Consider the following 18,475-nt stretch of genomic DNA (forward strand, 5'->3'; position numbering starts at 1 on the left):
CCTTAAAATGAATATAACAGCAGTGAAGACAGGGTGTACTGGACCCGACTGCGCACCAGCGGGCTTCTACCCGGCTCGCTAAATAAGTACTCGACGCGGCCGTTAAAACCGGCAGAGAGAAGGTCGGTCAGATGCCAGGTGAGTTCGCTATAAACGCCGCCGTTTTGCCATCCGGCAGAGGGTGAATAGGGAGGAAACCCGGTTTGTGCTGCCTGACGCGCGCTGATGCCATAGTGCCCCTGTAGATACCCGCGACTGGCCCAGGTGATATCACCACCGACCGCGAGCGCGCCGTCACGCCAGCGCAACAGGGTCATTTCAGCCCCACTTGAAGCGGTTACAGGGTTGCCGAGCGCTTCACCGCCGTAATGCCGTTTTTGCGTTGCGGTTAGAGCGTTGGCCCACGCGGACCAGCCGTCCTGCCGGTAGCGCAGTCGCACTCCGGCCATTACGGTGGCAGGAAGATCGCCCATTCCACGTAGGTCATGATTTTTCCTGGCGGAAAAAGGGGAGTTAATGGTCTCTTTGCGCCCGCCGTCGCTGGTCACCTGCAGGCTCATGGAAAAGGGGGAATTCGGCGCCGGATCCCAGTTGAAGTCATTGCTGGTGAGCGCAAACGTACCAAAGTCCTGACTCCGCCATGTCACTCCAGCCGTCAGCAGCGGTCCGGGGGCGTAGCGGCTGGATCCCGAATAGAGTGGCGCAACCGACGCTCCCAGCCCGGCAAATCCGGAGATCTCGGCTGACATCGCCCGTGTGCACAACAGCACCCCTGCGAGTAAACCCCCGCGCAGCATTCTTCTGTCCATGACTTGCCTCTCCTGGCAATTGTGTCGGTGAAAGTGCGCGCAGATTATCCTGGTGTTTATTGTTTTACAATAAACTTTTATCGTTTTATGATTAATCGTAAGCGGGGGGTAAGTCAGCGGTCGAAGCGCGAGGAAGGGACGAAAAACTGAATCGTAGATTGCTCGCGCGACGATGGCTGACGGTTAAAGCATGCTGTTTCAGGGGATAAGGCGTGCGGCTCTCAGCTGAGCGAACAGGCGGAAAAACATGTCGTCGGTGGCCTGCATTTCCGTGAAGCCCGCCCGGCGTAGTTTGCTGCCATCGCCAAACATGTCGTAGTTCCAGCTAAAGACGAAATCGGCAAACGTACCGTCGTTGAGCCGTAAAATATCCGCCTCTACCAGATCCTGCCTGGCCAGTTCGCGCCACTGCGCGCGGTAATCAACAAACAGCTGATGAAAGGAGAGCCTGACCGGCGGCGCGGAGGGCAGTTCAAACCAGTCGGCGATGCGCGGCCACAGCTCGCACCAGCGCCAGAGATCGCCGTTATTGACGTTGAACGCCTGATTTTCCGCCTGCGGCGAGGTGGCGGCCCACAGCGTGGCATCCGCCAGCAATCCGCCATCAGTATGATCGACGATACTGTGCCAGGTTTGTTCCGAACCGGGGAAGCGCAGCGGTAAATTCTGCGCCCGACACAGCGAGGCGTAGAGCGCGATGCTCAGCGCGAGATTCATGGCATTGCCGGGCATCGTACTGCCGACCACGCCAGGCCTGAGCGCATTCCAGCGCCACGTTTTTCCGCGCTGGAACTGGCTGAGCCATGTGAGCTGAGCGGCATTAAATTCGGCCCCGGGTACGCCGGGATCGCTTTCTCGCGCCGGGGTTTTGAACGGACCAAGATGCGCGCCATAGACTTTGTATCCCTGCATCAGGCTTACCGTCCGCAGCGGTGAGGTTTTCTCAATGTTACTGACCAGATGGCGCAGCATGGCGACGTTCGGCTCAACCATTTCCGTCCAGTTCGCGGCGTTCACCCATGCGCTGTAAAAAATGTGGGTGATCCCGTTGAGCGATTGCAGTTTCTGCGCGCTGTGCCGCGCATCGAGTAAATCGACGTTGATGACGGGAATGTTATCCGGGTGGGGCGATGCATGGCGGCTGAGGCCAATAACCTCCCACCGATGGCGCAACAGCGTTTTGACCAGCTGTCTGCCTACAATGCCGCTGGCGCCGGCGACCAGCGCGATCCTGGGTTGCGGTTTCTTATTCACGTTGCTTCTCCAGATGGGGGACGGAGGCAGTGTGATATATTATTTATTTCACGAATACCCCATAAAATCGATGGTACTTATAAGAAGAATCATTAAATGAATAATAAGCTCAACGCCATTGCCACCTTCCTGCGCGTCGTCGAAGCGGGTTCTTTTTCGGCGGCGGCCCGCCAGTGCGGGATGAAACAATCCGCAGTCAGCCAGCAGATCGCGGCGCTGGAGGAGGAGCTCGGGGTGGTCTTGCTGCATCGAACGACGCGGGCGATGGCGTTGACCGAGCAGGGGGAAAGCTACCGGCGCGATATGCAGCTTTTGCTGGAAGCGATGCGCGACGCTGAAAGGCGCTTAAACCCCAGCGATAGTCAGCGGCAAGGCAGGGTACATGTGCAGCTACCGAGCGGTCTGGGACAGATCTTTTTGCCGCATCTGCTGGCGCTGCAGAAAATGACCCCCGGGCTGCATCTGACGCTTTCGCTTGATGACCGTATTGCCGATCTGGTTACGGAAGGGGTGGATGTCGCGCTGCGGTTAAGCAGTGAACCGCCTCAAGGGCATGCGGCGCGCGTGCTGGCGCGTATTGAAACCGCGCTATTTGCCGCCCCGGGTTTTAAAGAACTGCATTGCGTGAGCGAACTGGCTGCCCATCCGCACGTACGTTTCAGCGGCATCGCGCAGGACGCGCCGCTGCGGCTGGTCTCGGGTGATAAAACGGTCGATGTGAAAGTCAATACCGTGTTTCGGGCTAACACCAGCGAAGCGCTGTTGCAGGCGCTGGAGTCCGGTATTGGCATTGGTGGCATGCAGTTGCCCCTCGCAGCCAACGCTTTGCAATCCGCGAGGCTGGTGCCGGTGTTACCCGCCTGGCGATTACCCGATCGCTTCCTCTATGCGGTTTACCCTGACGCCCGCTTTATTCCGCAGCGGGTCAGAAGCATCATCAGCGTGATTGAGCAATTACTGCCCAAGGTAACGGGGAGTCGCTAAAAACGGGGGGATCTCTTCTTGCGCGATAGAGAGTAGAGTGGCGTGCGTTGTGGCTAAAAAAAGGCGTCTTTACGATGAATCCCTATGAAAAAAAGTATCGGCAGCTGCTGGAAAATGGCGCCATCGCCTGGGCTGGCGAGGGTTATTTAAGGGCCAAGACACAACAGGAGCGGGTGTTTAGCTGGCTTGATTTACAGCAGTACTTTCCCCAGGCAGGAACGCCAGTCCTTGAACTGGGGTGCGGGAATGGCGCTATGGCAGCGCAGTATTTTGCTGAACGAGGCTATTCCGTGTGGGGGATAGATTTGTCTGCAACCGCGATCCGCTGGGCAGAAAATCGTTTTCAGCAAGCGGGGCTCGCGGCTCAATTTTTTGTCGGGGATGTCTGCCATATTCATCAGTGCCAGGATGCGACCTTTGAGCTCATTATCGATGGCAGCTGTACGCATTGCCTGATTGACGAAGCCCGGCATCTTTGCTTTGCGGAAGTCAGAAGATTGCTCAGGCCGGGAGGACGGTTTGTCATCGGTTCCATGTGCGGAACTCCGCGTCACCCCGAAGACATGGCCGCTTATGATCCCGTTCGCCATCATTTGCTCAAAGAGGGTCAACCCTGGCGTACGCTGCGGCCGCTCCAGGCTCTGCTGGACGAGATCCGCAATGAACATTTTGATGTGCTTGAGGTGAACGTCAATGAGAACCCATGGTGGGATCATGCGACCGTGGTGTGTTCCGTAAAATAAGCCCCGGAGCGTCGGTTTATGGCCGTTTTTGAGCGTGCGTCGGGCGGCGTAAAAGCGGACATAAAAGTTGTCCGCAATTTCCCGCAGGGATGACGCGTTAAAACGCCATCAGGTTATGACGCCTTAGGCGATGAAAATTTTGCCGCGATCGCTTCAGCCGTGGGCTGCATGCCGCCCAGACTCCACTGTTCCGGCTCATGCTCATCAATGCGAACCCAGACTGAACGACGGAATTCGGGATCGCCTTTCCCTTCAATTTCGACAATCAGATCGGTCATGCGGCGTAAGAGCTCTTTTTTTTGCTCCGGATTCATCATTCCTTTAATGGTTTGTACATTGACGAAGGGCATTGTATTCTCCTTAGTAATCTAGGTCTAAAATTCATACTCAGGTTAGAGAGCGAAAACGAACATGTCAAAAAATAATTCAGTTCCGTACCTGTTACCGGAGCTTTGCGGACTTTCTGCGGCAGCGGAAATCCTGGGAGATCAATGGGTTTTATTGATTTTAAGAGAGGCTTTATACGGCGTGACCCGCTTTGAAACGATCCGCTCGCATACAAAAATGCCAAAACAGACGCTGGCAAACCGGTTAAAGAAAATGACGGAACTGGGTTTACTGAGCAAAACGCCCTATCAGGAAGAAGGGGCGCGCGAACGTTATGAGTACATCCTTACGCCAAAAAGCCGCAGCCTGGCGCCGATCCTGTTTTCCCTGATGGCGTGGGGGCATAAAAATATCCTGCATGATGAACCTCATATTGCGCTGATGGATAAAGAGAGCGGGGACGTCGTCCACAATGCATTTGTGACGACGAAAGGCACCGTTGTTGAACCTCGGAACATCCAGATAGTGGCTGTGAACGTTAACCAGCCTTAGCGCAGGTGATAAAAACCGCAACCCCGTTTTCTGCTTTCTGACGGCAAACGTTGTCAGCTTGATCGCGGTGGCGTAATATACGAAACATATATAAAACGTTACGGTACGTATAAATGGGCATTGTAAAAATTTCCGACCTGCTGCACGACGATATTCGTGACGCCAGTAAGGCGATGTCGCGTTCGGTCAACGCCCAGGCGGAGTACTGGATCCGTCTGGGTATGATGAGCGAACTCTATCCCGAACTTAACCATCAGCAAATCAAGCTGATGATGCTCAAGTCCGGCTCTGACCGGTTGCTGGAGGTGATCAATGCTATCAATTCCCATTAAGACCGCGGACGAACTGGCCAGACAGCGCCGAGCAGGTGAGCTGTTGGCTTCGGTTTTCGACATGCTGGATACCTTTATTCAGCCCGGGATCTCCACCATGGCCATCAACAACCGGGTGGAGGATTTTATCGTCAACGATCTGCATTCACGCCCCGCCAGCAAAGGGCAGTATGATTTCCCCTATGTGCTGAATACGTCGATTAATGAAGTGGTTTGTCACGGTATGCCAAAGGAGAGCGAACATCTGAAATCCGGCATGATTGTGAACGTGGATATTACGCTGGAAAAAGAGGGGCTGATTGCCGATTCCAGCAAAATGTATCTGATTGGCGACGTTGCACCGCTGGCCCGTCGGCTGGTGCAGAAAACCTACGAAGCGATGTGGAAAGGGATCAAGGTTGTCAGGCCGGGCGCGACGCTGGGCGATATCGGCCATGCGATCCAGACTTATGTCGAAAGTAACGGTTATAGCGTGGTCAGAGAGTATTGCGGCCACGGCGTCGGGAGAGAGATGCATGAAGATCCCCAGGTGCTGCACTATGGCGCGCCGGGGACCGGGGCCGTGCTTAAAGAGGGGATGGTATTTACCATTGAACCGATGGTGAATCAGGGCGACAGCCGAATTAAAACCAAAAAAGATGGCTGGACGGTGGTCACCCGCGATAAAAAGCTGTCCGCGCAGTGGGAGCATACCGTTGCGGTTACAGCCGATGGATTTGAAGTCCTGACCCTGCGTAAAGGGGAAACCATCCCTGACTAACCGACCAACAGGTTTCAGCTATGCTGCTGAAACCTGTGTGTCCCCCTCCCGGGAGACTACATGGCCGTTTCTTTACGGCCCATATAGCGCTCTTTCAATAACGCCCCGGCTACGCCGACATCCAGGAATGGGGATGGCGGCATAAAGTTTGCCTGGCCGAGCGACTGCATGGCGGCGATCAGCGGGTTGTCCTGCCCCATCGCCAGATCGGCAAGAAGCGTCCCGGCGATGGTTTGTTTGGATACCCCGGCGCCGTTACAGCCTCCGGCTGTCCATACCTTCGGCGCAAGCTCTCCCCAGACCGGCGCGCCGTTGCGGGTCACGCTGATAGTCCCGGACCAGGTCCGCTCCAGCGGCACATCCTGCAGCTGCGGGTACGCATTGCGAAATAGCGCCAGATGCTGCCGCGCCGCCCTGGCGGTTTGTCCGGCGGTAATCATGCCGCGCAGCGCAGGATCGACATGCTGGCGGATCAGAAAACGATGATCGTGGGTATAGCGCAGCGTAGCGCCAGCGATCGCGTTCACCGGCGTTAGTCCCCAGCTTTGCATCGCCGGCAGACGCTGACGCTGCTCGGGGCTAAGCGGAGCGGTGATGCTGGCATAGGTCGCCATCGACGCCTGGCGAGTCATTGTTGGAGAGAGTTCGCGGGAGAGTGCATTGGTGGCCAGCATGATCTGACCTGCGCGGATCGTGCCCTGCAGGGTGGTGACACGGATGCCACCATTTTCGCTATTTATCGCCAGCGCCGGGGTCTGGTGGTAAACCGTCACATTATCCGGCAAATGGCGCGCGAGTCCGGCAATTAACTTTGCCGGGTTCACCAGAATACAGCCGGGAGTATAGATACCTTTACTGTAAATCCGTGTACCTAACTTCTGAAACAGCTCTTCGCTGTTTAGCATGCTGTAAGGTTCTTGCATGAGCTGCAGATTATCCACGTACTCCTGCATGATGGTTTCGCTGGTGGGATCTATCTGACAGTGATATTTCCCGACGTTTTCCCACTCACACTCAATCTGGTGCTCGGTCACCGTTTCATCGAGCAGGCGGATCCCCTCCTGGAGCAGGGCGCGGTAGTCCTGCGCTTTTTTCAGCTCGGCGGTAGAGCTGCCGATATTATGCGGCAGACCAATGATAAAGCCCGAATTGCGGGCCGAGGAGCTGGTCGCGGCGCATTCGGCGTCGATGAGCACGATGTTCAGCTGCGGATTGAGGTTGGCTAGCCTGCGGGCAAAGCTTACGCCGGCATAGCCGGAGCCGATAACCACCCAGTCGGCTTTAATGTCGCCGCTCAGCTGCGGTTGTATTTGACGGTCAATCTCATTCAGGGGCCAACCCACCTGATTCTGATTAAAAGGGACTGATGCAAATCTCACGGTCATTCTCCCTGTGAAAAAACACCTGCATGGCAGGCGTAAATAAGTTTGCCGTTCTCCGTTTTTACTAACTGGATAATGAATCGGCAACAACAGTGTCGCGATCAGGCCAGCCTCTGGATAATCAGTACGCTGAATAATAGTCGCCTGGGCAACAATTCCGCAGAATAACAAGGAACAAGACAAATAACACCACTTCCTCTGCGGGTATGAAATCTTCTCATTTTGCATTCATTGCTAGCAATAATGCTATCTTGGTACAGATGTTGCTGTTAACCCACTATCACCCCCTGAACAAGAGATATCGCTATGCCGACACCTGACATCCTCTGGGAGCTTAACTATCACCAGCGTTTCCCGTGGCGTTCTGCCGCGGATACTCCGGCAGTCAGCTGGCCGGGAGGGAAACGGCTCGCACTGTATGTGGCTATCAACCTCGAACACTTCGCGTTTGGCTGTCAGGAGGGGGCGAAGCTCTCACAGGCGGCAAATCAACTCGATATTCTCAACTATAGCTGGCGAGATTACGGGAACCGGGTTGGCGCCTGGTATTTGGCCGATCTGTTTGCTGAACTGACGATTCCACCTGCGGTTATCAGTAACACGGCCATTCTGGATTACTGCCCGGACCTTTTGTATCGATGGCTTTCGCTGCCCGGAAGCGAACTGATCGCTCATGGGCACACCAACTCTCAGCGCCAGGGCGATCTGGCCCCGGCGGATGAAGAACATCTGATTAGCTACTGCCAGCAGCGGTTGAGTGAATTTCAGGGTAAACCGGTTGCGGGGTGGCTCTCTCCGTGGATTTCTGAAAGCCACCAGACTCCTGATTTTCTTCACCGCCACGGGTTCAGCTATAACCTGAACTGGGCGCACGACGATATGCCGACCCCCATGCAAACCGCCAGCGGAACGTTACTGTCGGTACCTTATCCGCAGGAAATCAACGATATTCCGACCATCATTCCCAACGGCGTCTCCATCGAGACCTTTTGCCGGATGGTTGAGGATCAGTTCAGCGAGCTCCACCAGCGTAGCCGCCAGCAGCCGCAAATAATGGGCATTGCGCTGCACCCCTATATCGTTGGCCAACCTTTCCGTTTTTATCACTTAAAGCAAACCCTGACGCGACTGGTCGCCCAGTGCGATGACGTCTGGCTAACCACTCCGGGTGACATCGCCGCGCGCTATCTGTCAGAGGCTTCATAACGAAGCAAGGTTTGCACCGTAAACGCACCAATTGAACCTTAGCAGTGCATTTCATTGAGGAGAGAAGAATGACAAGCGTACATGAGCAGGCCGTTGAGATTGTAAAAAACTTCCTGGAGGCGTCAATGGCGCCGGACCCCGATCGCGCCGCTGCGCTGATGGCGGAAAACGTGCAGATCACCTTTACCGGTAAGCGGCGGATGGCTCGTGTCCATGAGGTCACCGCGTTTAATGCTGACCGTTACCGCTGGGTTAAGAAACAGCCCGGCGAATTCGAATGGATGGCGAAAGGTGACGATCACACGGTGATCTACTGCACCGGCACCCTCTATGGTTGCTGGCCGGACGGACGTGAGTTTGAAGGAAACCGCTATCTTGACCGCTATGAAGTGAAGGGCGGGGAGATAACCATGATGGACGTCTGGAATGACAGCGCCGAATGGATCCTTGCGCATCAATTGCAGCAAAAATAAACGACCTGGCATCGTTATTGCAATTGCTAGCAATGTTATTAGCAAACAACTCGAGTGGTGCATGATGAAAAAAATAGTGTTATCGCTGCTGGCTGTAAGCGTTATCGGACTGATGAGTCAGCAGGCGAGCGCGGAGAATGTGGTTCGCTGGGCGACCGATGCCGACATCCCAACGCTGGATCCGGATGCCTACGCCTCTACCAAGGCATTAACCTTTCAGAACCATATCTATGAAGCGCTGGTGCAGCGCGATGATAATTTGCAAATTCAACCGTGGCTGGCAACCAGCTGGCAGCAGACCGACGATACGACAATTCGTTTTAAGCTGCGTGAAGGCGTCAAATTTCATAACGGCAATGACTTTACCGCCGATGATGTTGTCGCTTCGGTTGCCCGGGTGACCGACCCTGCATCAGGGATCCGTGCTAACGCTTCGACGATTAAGGATGCCGTGGCCGTCGACAAATATACCGTCGATATCCATCTGGTGAAGAAAACCGGTATCGCGCTGAATGAACTGACCGGCGTGATGATCATGGATAAAGAGTGGCTGGCGGAGCACAACGCACTCAAGCCAACCGATATCAGCCAGGGAACGGAGGGGTACGCTACCAATAACACTAACGGCACCGGGCCATTTATTCTGCAAAGCCGCCAGCGGGACACCCAGATGGTGCTGGTGCGTAACCCGAACTGGTGGAACGCGGCCCACGGCGGCAACATCGATAAAATTATTTTCAAACCGGTGACCTCCGACGCTACGCGCCTGTCAGGGCTGCTGGCGGGAGAGTACGACCTGGTGACGTCGGTCCCGCTACAGGATATTCCGCGCCTGCAGAGCAATTCCCGGATCAATATGCAGATCAGCCCTTCGCTGCGGGTGGACTATTTAAGCCTCAATATGCGCGATAAGCTCAATGCTAAGAATGACAAAGCCGAGAACCCGCTGAAAGATTTGCGTGTCCGCCAGGCTTTACTGATGGCGATTAATCGCGAGGCGATTACCCAGAAGGTTATGCGTGGGCTGACAAAGCCCACCAATAACTATCTGGCGCCGGATATTCCGGGTTACAACGCCGCCAGCAGTCCGGATATCCCGTTTGATCCGCAAAAAGCCAGGGCATTACTGGCCGATGCGGGGTATCCAAACGGGTTTAATCTGGCCTTTGATTGCCCTGAGGGCACCTATATTAATGCGGCACAATGGTGCCAGGCGGTACAAAGCTTCTGGGCAAAGATTGGCGTGAAAACCAACCTCAACGTCCATCCAGCCAGCGTCTACGATCCGATTCTGGTCAATGGCCGTACCGACGTGGGGGTGTTAGGATGGGCAAACCTGCCGATTATGGACCCCTATAGCGTCGCAGTTCAGCTATTGCATACTAACGATGGCAAAAATATGGGAACCTTTAATATTCCGCGCTACAGCAATAGCGAAGCCGACAAGCTTATCGATCAATCGGTCGGTGAGCTGGATAATAAAAAACGTATTGCGCTACTTAGCCAGGCGGTGGCAATTGCTAATAAAGATTTGCCTTTTTTACCGATGCATTTCGAACCTGTGGTATGGGCACTGAGTAAAAATCTACAATTAAAACAGACGCCAGATAATGTACAGCGCCTGTGGTACGCTAACGTTACACCATAATTAATTTTTCTTGCTCGTTTATTCATTGGGGATAAACATCTTCGGGTTGCCTGCTGGGTAATTCGATGGCGTCGGTCCCCGTTTATCAGCGCAGACATTAATTTTTATCCGGAGGCAATAATGTTCTTTTTATTGCGTAAGCTGTTTCAGGCTGCGATGTTACTGGCCGGCGTAGCGCTGATCTCGTTTATTCTGTTTCAGTATCTTGGTGACCCGGTGGCAAATATGCTGCCGGAAAGCGCCACGGAAGTAGAACGAATGCAACTACGCGCCAGCCTGGGATTAAATGATCCGGTTTTTGTGCAGTTCTTACATTATCTTTCCCGTTTACTTCACGGTAATTTCGGCATTTCATATTACAACCAGGTATCTGTCTTTCAACTGATTATGGAGCGACTGCCGGCCACGCTGGAACTGGTGTTTGTCGCGGTCATAATATCGCTGGCAGTCGGCTTTCCGCTTGGCGTTTGGGTCGCCATTACGCGCAATAAACTATTGCGTGAGGGGGTGCAAATTCTCTCGTTGATTGGGGTTTCGCTGCCGTGGTTTCTTATTGGTATTATGCTGATTATCGTGTTTTCAGTATGGCTGGGTTGGTTTCCCTCCAGCGGCCGCGGTGAAACCGTTAAAATAGGTTTCTGGTCGACCGGTTTGCTGACCGCATCAGGCTGGCGCTCGATTGTGCTTCCGGCGCTTTCCCTGGCGCTGTCGATGATTACCATCATTATGCGTCTGGTACGAACAGAAATGCTGGAAGTGATGAAGGCTGATTATATTAAATTTGCGCGCGCACGCGGCATTGAGAATTACCGTATCTGGTTTCGCCATGCGCTGCGTAATGCCTTATTGCCGGTTGTCACGGTAATTGGTTTGCAAATTGGTGGGCTAATCGCCTTTGCAATAGTGATTGAGACCGTTTTTCAATGGCCGGGTATGGGACTATTACTTATTCAGTCGATCAACTATGTCGATGTCCCGGTGCTATCCGGCTACCTATTATTCATCGCTCTGATATTTATTATGATAAATACCATCGTCGATCTGCTTTATTATCTGATTGATCCCCGTATGCGTGCGCAATAAGGAACCGTGATGCAAACTCGTCATTATTCAAATACGACGGCCGGGCAAAAACTGGCTCCCCGAATCGCAGCGCGCTGGCGCGCCTTTATTGATAGCGATTTTTTATGGCTATTCTGGAAAAGTAAAAGCGCGGTCATCGCTTTCACCTGCTGTATGTTGATTTTACTTTGCTCATTATTCAGCCACTGGATTGCGCCGCATAATGTTTTTGATACCGCTGGTTTTGACTTAATGGATTCAGAACTACCGCCCGCATGGATGAGTGGCGGCGATCCGCGCTTCTGGTTGGGCACCGATGTTCAGGGGCGAGATATACTCTCCCTGATGCTTTATGGGCTGAATATTTCGCTGATTATCGGTGGCCTGAGCGTTCTGGCTTCGGTGGCTATTGGCGTGGGGTTGGGGGTACTGAGCGGGTATTTCGGCGGCATCGTGGATACGCTGATCATGCGGTTTGCTGACGCTATGCTCAGTATTCCTACCATCATGTTCACGCTACTGGTCAGCGGGGTGGCTCGCGTGGCAATTCCGAAAGAGTATATCGGCCATTTTGCCCCGGCTATCCTGATTGGCGCTATCGCTCTGACCGGATGGATGCAGTACGCCCGCACGGTACGCGGCCTGACCTTACTGGAGAAAGGGCGGGAATATGTTATGGCCTCTCAAATTAGCGGCGGCAGCCATCTGCATATCATGCTGGCGCACATTGTGCCCAACGTCATGCGCCCGGTGTTGGTGATGGCGACCCTACATCTGGGTGTCGCGATTCTCACCGAAGCCACCATGTCATTTCTCGGCGTCGGAATGCCTCCAGACCAGCCTTCGCTGGGAACACTTATTAATGAAGGCAATCAGTACCTCTTTTCCGGGCAATGGTGGATCGTTCTGTTCCCGGCCACGCTGTTGGTCATACTTTCGCTGGCGTTTAACGTTCTCGGCGACTGGTTGCTCAACGCGCTCAACCCTAAGCTGCGCTAAAGAGGAAAGATAATGACGGCTTCTCCACAGGCGTTACTGGAAGTGAAAAATTTGAGCATTGAATTCCTGCATCGCAAAGGCAACCTCCAGGCGATTCATGAGTTGACGCTATCGATGCAGCCAGGAGAGATCCTCGGTATGGTCGGCGAGTCGGGCGCGGGGAAATCCCTGACTGGTGCGGCGATTGCCGGATTGCTGCAAAGTCCCGGACGCATTCGGGCGGGTGAAATCTGGTTTGCCAATCGACGCATCGATAACCTTGACGAAGAAGCCAGGCGCCTGCTGCGTGGTAAGGCAATAGGCTGTATTTTTCAGGATCCGCTCACCAGCCTGAACCCGGTTTTGACCATCGGGCAGCAGCTGATAGAAACCATTCGTACCCATCTTCCTTTATCGGCAAACGAGGCGCGGGAGCGCGCGGTTTCCCTGCTTACTGAAGTGGGAATTAATAGCCCACGTCAGCGTATCGATCAATATCCACACCAGCTCTCGGGTGGAATGCGTCAGCGCGTGGTCATTGCGCTGGCGCTGTGCGTTGACCCGCAACTGGTGATTGCCGATGAACCGACCACCGCGCTGGATGTATCGGTGCAGGCTCAGGTTCTGGGCGTACTGCGTCGTTTGTGCGAACAGCACGGCACCGCCGTGATGCTCATTACCCATGATATGGGCGTGGTGGCGGAGGTGTGCACAAGAGTGGCGGTGATGTACGCCGGGCGGATTGTTGAAACCGGACCGATCGCGCAGGTGGTTCGTCATCCTCAACACCCCTACACCCGGGGACTGATTCAGTCCATTCCATCAATGAGCGAGCGTCGCGAATACCTGACGCAAATTGATGGCGCGATGCCGCGTCTGAATGCGCTGCCGCAGGGCTGCGCTTTCCATTCACGCTGTCTGCATGCCAGCGCGCAATGCCGCGACCACCAGCCAAAGATGCAGCAGCGACACCAGGCTGAGTTGGCCTGTTTTCATCCGCAAGGAGAACCGCTATGAACGAACCGTCGGGCCTGGCCCCGGAAGTTGTGACCATTCGCGACCTGCATATTCGCTTCAATCTGGGGCGGGAGAAAAAAACGTCGCTGTTTCGTCCGGCAGCGAAAAAAACGCTGCATGCGGTACGCGGTATCAGTCTCTCTATCCGTCAGGGAGAGACGTTCAGCATCGTGGGCGAGTCGGGGTGCGGAAAATCGACAGTCGCCCGTGCGCTGGCCGGACTCTATCAACCTGCCTCCGGTGAAATAAACTATGCCTGGCGCAGCCCGCAAATGGCTGGAACTGTGGGGCAAAATGGCACCCAGATGATCTTTCAGGATCCCTATGCCAGCCTGAATCCGCGCTGGCGCATCGGCCGCTCGCTGGCGGAACCGCTGGTGCTGGCGAAAAAGGTCGGTACCACGCGCCAGGCTCGGGAATACTGCGGCGACCTGCTGACCCAGGTTGGTCTTTCCGCCGGCGATCTGGATAAATTTCCCCATGAATTCTCCGGCGGCCAGCGCCAGAGGATTTCCATTGCCCGCGCGCTGGCGACACAGCCAGGTTTTCTGATTTGCGACGAACCGACATCGGCTCTGGATGTGTCGGTTCAGGCCCAGGTGCTCAACCTGATGCGCAAACTGCAACGGGAAAACGGCCTGACCTACTTTTTTATCAGCCATAATATGGCGGTGATCTCCCATATCTCCGACAGGGTCGGCGTGATGTATCTCGGCAGATTGGTTGAGCAGGGCAGCGTAGAGGAGATCTTCACCCATCCGGCGCACCCTTATACGCGCATGTTGATGGCAGCTATCCCACAGTTTGATGCGCCATCCAGCGCGCGCGAACCGATACGCGGAGAAGCGCCCAGCCCGCTGGCGCCACCGCCAGGCTGCGCGTTCGCACCGCGTTGCCCCTATGCTAAACCGCTGTGCCACCAGGCCATGCCGCCCGCGCACAGCCTTAGCGATAATCATCAACTGGAATGCCATTTCCCGATCGAAGTGATGGCCGGTTCCGCCTCTATTCCACTTGCGAAGGTATCGTAGATGACCACCATTTTGCTTAAAGGCGTCACGCCTTTTGACTGCTCTTCACCCGTTGATCTGCTGCTTGAGGAGGGAAAGATTGCCGCCCGAGCGGCAGAGCTGGAACCTCCTGAAGAGGCGACTGTGGTTGACGGCCGCGGTTATCAGGTCTTTCCCGGTCTGGTGGATGGTCATGCGCATCTGGATAAAACGCTGCTGGGACGTGAGTGGTACGTCAACGACGTTCCGCGCGATCTTGCGGCAATCATTGCCAACGAACGCGCCTATCGGCATGAACGAATGCCCGATGCTCAGATCCAGTCCGAGCGTATCGCCCGGCGAGGTATTGCCGCGGGCACCTCGTTTATCCGTACCCATGTGGATATTGATAATGAAATTGGCCTGGCCAATCTTGAAGGGGTGCTTGAGACTCGCAGAATTCTGGCGCAGCAGGTCGATATCGAGATTGTTGCTTTTCCGCAAAGCGGTATTTTGCAAAACCCTGGCAGTGAAGCCCTTCTGGATCGGGCGCTGGAAATGGGGGCGGATCTGATCGGCGGTCTGGACCCGTGCGCTTTTGACCGCGACCCGCAGCGCCATCTGGATATCATTTTTAGACTGGCCTGCCAGCATAATAAAAAAATCGATATTCATCTGCACGAACGCGGTGAACTCGGCGCATTTAGCCTTGAGCTGATCCTGGCGTTTATTCGCCGTTATCAGAAGCAGAATGCGGTCACCATCAGCCACGGTTTTTGTCTGGGGATGCTGGAACCCGCTCGTCAGCAGCGATTTGCCGAAGAGATGGCAGAGCTGGGCGTCAGCGTTGCAACAACCGCGCCTGCCGATATTGCCGTGCCGCCGTGGGAACTGCTCGATAGCGTAGGGGTTGCGATATGCGCCGGGAATGATGGCGTACGCGATACCTGGAGCCCTTACGGTAACGGCGATATGATTCAGCGGGCAGTGACTATGGGTCTGCGTTACCGCTGGCGTAAAGATAGTGAAATCTCGCGCGCCGCCCGTAGCGTGACCCACGGCGGCGCGCGGGTCATGGCGTTGGAACATTACGGACTTGAGCCTGGCTGTCGCGCGGACCTGGTACTGATCCCCGGTCGCAGTATGGTGGAAGCGCTGGTGGAAGCTCCGCGCGAGCGGAAAGTGTTTAAAGGCGGCGTGCTGGTAGCGGAAAACGGGGAGTGCCTGTTTTGATGAGTGAGAAAATAACGCGTATTTGCGCCGCCTGGGTGGTGGGTTACCGCGAGGGCGATCACTGCCTGTATGCCGACGGTGAAGTGGTCTATCAGGGAGATAAAATCCTCTTTGTTGGCCACGATTATCCGGGCCCTGTTGATGAAGAGATTCACGTTGGCAACAGTCTGGTTGGCCCTGGTTTTATAGACCTGGACGCGCTGGGCGATTTAGATACCACCGTACTGGCGTTTGATAATCAGCCTGGCTGGCAAAAAGGACGGATCGTTGCGGATGACTGGCGACGCCGCGACCTGTATACCCGCGAACAGCTCGATTTCGCCAAACGTTATGCTTACAGCCAGCTACTGCGCAACGGGATTACCAGCTTTGCGCCAATAACGTCAATTCTCTATCGCCAGTGGGCGGAAGATTTCGACGAATATCTTTATGCGGCGGACGTCGCCGAGTCTCTCGGCGCGCGCGCCTGGCTCGGCCCGGCGTTTATGTCCGGATATTATGTCACCGATGCTGCAGGGCACTTCAGCCGTCGGGAAGACCGCGAGCAGGCCAGACGCGGCCTTGATGACGCACAACGCTTTTTCCTGCGTTTGCAGCAGCGTGACGTTCCGACCATCAGCGGAATGCTGGCACCGGACAGAATAGAAGGTGGCGATCCGCAGTGGCTCAGCGAACTGGCCGGGTTGGTGCATGAGTTAGGCTGCCCGACGCGTCTGCACTGCTGTCAGAGTGAGCTGGAAATCAACGAAATTGCTCGCCGCTATAATGGCAAGAGTTCGCTGGAGGTACTGGAAGACGCCGGGCTGTTAAACCGACATATGCTGTTACCACACGGCCAGTATCTGGGCGGTGCTGAGCCCAGCGCGCCACGAATAGCGCAGGACATTGAGCGTCTGGCGCGCTCCGGGGCGACGGTGGTTTCCTGTCCGCTGGTATCCGGGCGTCATGCAAAATATCTTGAACAGTATCCGCAGCTTAAGGCCGCTGGGGTCAATATGGCGCTCGGCACCGATACATTCCCGCCGGATATGTTCAGCAATATGCATCTGGGTACGATCCTGACGCGAATCGTGACCGGCGACATGTCAGCTGCCAGCAGCGCCGATTACTACCGCATGGCCACCCTTGGCGGAGCGCAGGCGCTGGGGCGTGACGACCTGGGGCGGCTCGCAGCTGGCTGCCAGGCGGATATGATCGTGGTGGATTTGACGCAGCCCGCATTAGGTCAGATATTCGACCCTATCGCCGCGCTGGTGCTCAGCGGCAACGGGCGCGATGTTAGCGGAACAATCGTTGCCGGGCGTAAGGTATATTGGGAGGGCCGTCTGGTTCAGGCGGGTTATGACTTCGCGGAACTGCATGCTGAATCGCAGCGCGTTTTTGCCCATCTCCTGGACAGCTACCCGGAACGTACGGTTAACCACCCGCCGCTTACCGAAATTGTCCCGTCTACCTTTCCTCTCTGCCTGCGGAGGCACGCCGATGAGTGAGCGCTATTTATTGACTAACGTGCGCCTTGAGCAGGGCTTTATTCGTCGTCAGGGCGTTGTGCAGGGAACCGAATGCGCAGAGTTTACCCTCGATATTATCGACGGCAGAATTAACGCGCTTTACGCCGGTACGCAGCGCTTGCCAGGCGTTGCGGCGCAGGATGGCAGAGGATATCTGATGCTGCCGGTTACCCGCGATGAGCATATCCATCTGGATAAAACCTTTTATGGCGGTCCATGGCGAGCGGCGCGGGAGAACGGGGCGCAGGACATCTTTGAGATGATCGCTCTTGAGCAGGAGATACTGCCCGAGCTGCTACCGACCTCGGTACAGCGCACCCACGCGCTTCTTCAGTTATTACAGCAGCAGGGAACAACTTATGTTCGCAGTCATTGCAATATCGAGCCGGTAAGCGGCCTGCAAAGCTTGCGGCATTTGCTGGAGGCGTTGGCACCCTGGCGGGAGCAGTTACAGTGTGAGATTGTGGCGTTCCCGCAGCACGGGCTATTGCGTTCAGGCTCGCTGTCGCTGATGCGCAAAGCGCTGGCGATGGGGTGTGAGTGGGTCGGTGGCCTGGATCCGTCAAAAGTCGATGGCGATATGGTCCGTTCGCTGGAGGCGACCCTGGAACTGGCCGTCGAAGCGGGAAAGGGTATTGATTACCATCTGCATGAGGATAAATCCACCGGCATTGCCTGTATCCGCTATTTACTGGATGCTCTGGAGCAGGAGCCGGTGCTGCGAGGGAAGCTGACGCTGAGCCACGCTTATTGCCTGGCGCAAATTGATCGCGAGGAGCTTAGCGAACTGGCAGGCAGGATGGCGGCGCTTGGCGTATCGCTGGCGACCTGTCTGCCGATAGGCAAGGATGTCATGCCGCTGCCGTTTTTGCGCGAGCGCGGCGTACGGTTGTTAAGTGGTACTGATAGCGTTATCGATCACTGGTCGCCGTTTGGTTCGGCCAGTATGCTGGAAAAAGCGCATGACTGGGCGCGGCTTTATACTCGCGGTACGGAGTTTGAGCTGAGCCGGGCGCTGGCTATCGCCACCGGCAATTGTTTACCTTTAGCCGACAGTGGCGAGAGGGTATGGCCGAAACTCAACGATGAGGCCAGTTTTATCTTGTTGAATGCTGCCTGTTCGGCGCAAGTTGTTGCGCGCTTGCCTGCCGTTGAGGCAGTCTACTTTCGTGGGAAAAGAGTCTGGATCAGAGAGTAAACCAAGGTAGAGAACGA

At 55.3% G+C, this 18,475-nt stretch carries 19 protein-coding genes; 15 read left to right on the top strand and 4 right to left on the bottom strand.

Features of this window, described 5'->3' with window-relative positions; translation table 11 throughout:
* Window positions 1–2: 2 nt before the first annotated feature.
* On the bottom strand, window positions 3–809 hold the full coding sequence (locus tag EGY08_RS29925) for a MipA/OmpV family protein (RefSeq protein ID WP_112164986.1): 807 nt from the start codon (window positions 807–809) through the stop codon (window positions 3–5).
* Between the two features lie 198 nt (window positions 810–1,007).
* Entirely contained in the window at window positions 1,008–2,063 is a 1,056-nt protein-coding gene (locus EGY08_RS29930) for an SDR family oxidoreductase (RefSeq protein ID WP_123829351.1), read from the bottom strand.
* Window positions 2,064–2,159: 96 nt separating this feature from the next.
* On the opposite strand from EGY08_RS29930, the gene EGY08_RS29935 reads away from it, so the two are divergent.
* Window positions 2,160–3,047: a LysR family transcriptional regulator gene (locus tag EGY08_RS29935; protein ID WP_004120203.1), complete on the top strand. Its 888-nt coding sequence runs from the start codon at window positions 2,160–2,162 to the stop codon at window positions 3,045–3,047.
* Between the two features lie 74 nt (window positions 3,048–3,121).
* A complete protein-coding gene (locus EGY08_RS29940) occupies window positions 3,122–3,790 on the top strand; it encodes a class I SAM-dependent methyltransferase (RefSeq protein ID WP_004120206.1) in 669 nt (222 codons plus the stop codon).
* 113 nt (window positions 3,791–3,903) lie between these two features.
* Here the strand turns inward: EGY08_RS29940 and EGY08_RS29945 are convergent, their stop codons facing one another.
* Complete coding sequence (locus EGY08_RS29945; RefSeq protein ID WP_004120210.1) at window positions 3,904–4,140, bottom strand: tautomerase family protein; 237 nt, start codon at window positions 4,138–4,140, stop codon at window positions 3,904–3,906.
* Window positions 4,141–4,201: 61 nt separating this feature from the next.
* On the opposite strand from EGY08_RS29945, the gene EGY08_RS29950 reads away from it, so the two are divergent.
* From EGY08_RS29950 to map, 3 genes are all read left to right on the top strand, one after another.
* Complete coding sequence (locus EGY08_RS29950; RefSeq protein ID WP_112164990.1) at window positions 4,202–4,669, top strand: winged helix-turn-helix transcriptional regulator; 468 nt, start codon at window positions 4,202–4,204, stop codon at window positions 4,667–4,669.
* A 113-nt stretch (window positions 4,670–4,782) separates the two neighbouring features.
* The gene (locus EGY08_RS29955; RefSeq protein ID WP_004102160.1) at window positions 4,783–5,001 is read left to right on the top strand and encodes a ParD-like family protein; all 219 of its coding nucleotides are present in this window, start codon (window positions 4,783–4,785) and stop codon (window positions 4,999–5,001) included.
* The gene (gene map / locus EGY08_RS29960; protein WP_112164992.1) at window positions 4,982–5,761 is read left to right on the top strand and encodes a type I methionyl aminopeptidase; all 780 of its coding nucleotides are present in this window, start codon (window positions 4,982–4,984) and stop codon (window positions 5,759–5,761) included. The genes EGY08_RS29955 and map overlap by 20 nt, the downstream gene beginning before the upstream one ends.
* A 56-nt stretch (window positions 5,762–5,817) precedes the next feature.
* On the opposite strand, the gene EGY08_RS29965 is transcribed toward map, so the two are convergent.
* Window positions 5,818–7,140: an NAD(P)/FAD-dependent oxidoreductase gene (locus EGY08_RS29965; RefSeq protein ID WP_123829352.1), complete on the bottom strand. Its 1,323-nt coding sequence runs from the start codon at window positions 7,138–7,140 to the stop codon at window positions 5,818–5,820.
* Window positions 7,141–7,449: 309 nt separating this feature from the next.
* On the opposite strand from EGY08_RS29965, the gene EGY08_RS29970 reads away from it, so the two are divergent.
* The 10 genes from EGY08_RS29970 (at window position 7,450) to EGY08_RS30015 (ending at window position 18,458) form a co-directional block, all read left to right on the top strand.
* Complete coding sequence (locus EGY08_RS29970) at window positions 7,450–8,349, top strand: hypothetical protein (RefSeq protein WP_004120223.1); 900 nt, start codon at window positions 7,450–7,452, stop codon at window positions 8,347–8,349.
* Between the two features lie 68 nt (window positions 8,350–8,417).
* Complete coding sequence (locus EGY08_RS29975) at window positions 8,418–8,822, top strand: nuclear transport factor 2 family protein (protein WP_004120225.1); 405 nt, start codon at window positions 8,418–8,420, stop codon at window positions 8,820–8,822.
* A 64-nt stretch (window positions 8,823–8,886) separates the two neighbouring features.
* Entirely contained in the window at window positions 8,887–10,470 is a 1,584-nt protein-coding gene (locus EGY08_RS29980) for an ABC transporter substrate-binding protein (RefSeq protein WP_049115281.1), read from the top strand.
* A gap of 120 nt (window positions 10,471–10,590) precedes the next feature.
* Window positions 10,591–11,553: an ABC transporter permease gene (locus tag EGY08_RS29985; protein WP_004120231.1), complete on the top strand. Its 963-nt coding sequence runs from the start codon at window positions 10,591–10,593 to the stop codon at window positions 11,551–11,553.
* Between the two features lie 9 nt (window positions 11,554–11,562).
* A complete protein-coding gene (locus EGY08_RS29990; RefSeq protein ID WP_004120233.1) occupies window positions 11,563–12,531 on the top strand; it encodes an ABC transporter permease in 969 nt (322 codons plus the stop codon).
* A gap of 12 nt (window positions 12,532–12,543) precedes the next feature.
* Complete coding sequence (locus EGY08_RS29995; RefSeq protein WP_049115251.1) at window positions 12,544–13,527, top strand: ABC transporter ATP-binding protein; 984 nt, start codon at window positions 12,544–12,546, stop codon at window positions 13,525–13,527.
* Complete coding sequence (locus tag EGY08_RS30000) at window positions 13,524–14,558, top strand: ABC transporter ATP-binding protein (protein WP_004120237.1); 1,035 nt, start codon at window positions 13,524–13,526, stop codon at window positions 14,556–14,558. The genes EGY08_RS29995 and EGY08_RS30000 overlap by 4 nt, the downstream gene beginning before the upstream one ends.
* Window positions 14,559–15,749, top strand: coding sequence for an amidohydrolase family protein (locus EGY08_RS30005; RefSeq protein WP_123829353.1), 1,191 nt, complete (start codon window positions 14,559–14,561; stop codon window positions 15,747–15,749). It abuts the gene before it with no gap.
* Entirely contained in the window at window positions 15,749–17,239 is a 1,491-nt protein-coding gene (locus EGY08_RS30010; RefSeq protein ID WP_004120241.1) for a chlorohydrolase family protein, read from the top strand. Before EGY08_RS30005 ends, EGY08_RS30010 begins: the two co-directional genes overlap by 1 nt.
* Window positions 17,232–18,458, top strand: coding sequence for an amidohydrolase (locus tag EGY08_RS30015; RefSeq protein WP_049115254.1), 1,227 nt, complete (start codon window positions 17,232–17,234; stop codon window positions 18,456–18,458). The genes EGY08_RS30010 and EGY08_RS30015 overlap by 8 nt, the downstream gene beginning before the upstream one ends.
* Window positions 18,459–18,475 lie beyond the last annotated feature (17 nt).

Origin of the sequence: Klebsiella sp. FDAARGOS_511, from assembly GCF_003812845.1 — a bacterium.
GTDB lineage: Bacteria > Pseudomonadota > Gammaproteobacteria > Enterobacterales > Enterobacteriaceae > Klebsiella > Klebsiella grimontii.

Coding starts and splice junctions, on each gene's coding strand:
- EGY08_RS29925 (WP_112164986.1), bottom strand. CDS start 809: ATGGACAGAAGAATGCTGCGCGGGGGTTTACTCGCAGGGGTGCTGTTG.
- EGY08_RS29935 (WP_004120203.1), top strand. CDS start 2,160: ATGAATAATAAGCTCAACGCCATTGCCACCTTCCTGCGCGTCGTCGAA.
- EGY08_RS29940 (WP_004120206.1), top strand. CDS start 3,122: ATGAATCCCTATGAAAAAAAGTATCGGCAGCTGCTGGAAAATGGCGCC.
- EGY08_RS29945 (WP_004120210.1), bottom strand. CDS start 4,140: ATGCCCTTCGTCAATGTACAAACCATTAAAGGAATGATGAATCCGGAG.
- EGY08_RS29950 (WP_112164990.1), top strand. CDS start 4,202: ATGTCAAAAAATAATTCAGTTCCGTACCTGTTACCGGAGCTTTGCGGA.
- EGY08_RS29955 (WP_004102160.1), top strand. CDS start 4,783: ATGGGCATTGTAAAAATTTCCGACCTGCTGCACGACGATATTCGTGAC.
- map (WP_112164992.1), top strand. CDS start 4,982: ATGCTATCAATTCCCATTAAGACCGCGGACGAACTGGCCAGACAGCGC.
- EGY08_RS29970 (WP_004120223.1), top strand. CDS start 7,450: ATGCCGACACCTGACATCCTCTGGGAGCTTAACTATCACCAGCGTTTC.
- EGY08_RS29975 (WP_004120225.1), top strand. CDS start 8,418: ATGACAAGCGTACATGAGCAGGCCGTTGAGATTGTAAAAAACTTCCTG.
- EGY08_RS29980 (WP_049115281.1), top strand. CDS start 8,887: ATGAAAAAAATAGTGTTATCGCTGCTGGCTGTAAGCGTTATCGGACTG.
- EGY08_RS29985 (WP_004120231.1), top strand. CDS start 10,591: ATGTTCTTTTTATTGCGTAAGCTGTTTCAGGCTGCGATGTTACTGGCC.
- EGY08_RS29990 (WP_004120233.1), top strand. CDS start 11,563: ATGCAAACTCGTCATTATTCAAATACGACGGCCGGGCAAAAACTGGCT.
- EGY08_RS29995 (WP_049115251.1), top strand. CDS start 12,544: ATGACGGCTTCTCCACAGGCGTTACTGGAAGTGAAAAATTTGAGCATT.
- EGY08_RS30000 (WP_004120237.1), top strand. CDS start 13,524: ATGAACGAACCGTCGGGCCTGGCCCCGGAAGTTGTGACCATTCGCGAC.
- EGY08_RS30005 (WP_123829353.1), top strand. CDS start 14,559: ATGACCACCATTTTGCTTAAAGGCGTCACGCCTTTTGACTGCTCTTCA.
- EGY08_RS30010 (WP_004120241.1), top strand. CDS start 15,749: ATGAGTGAGAAAATAACGCGTATTTGCGCCGCCTGGGTGGTGGGTTAC.
- EGY08_RS30015 (WP_049115254.1), top strand. CDS start 17,232: ATGAGTGAGCGCTATTTATTGACTAACGTGCGCCTTGAGCAGGGCTTT.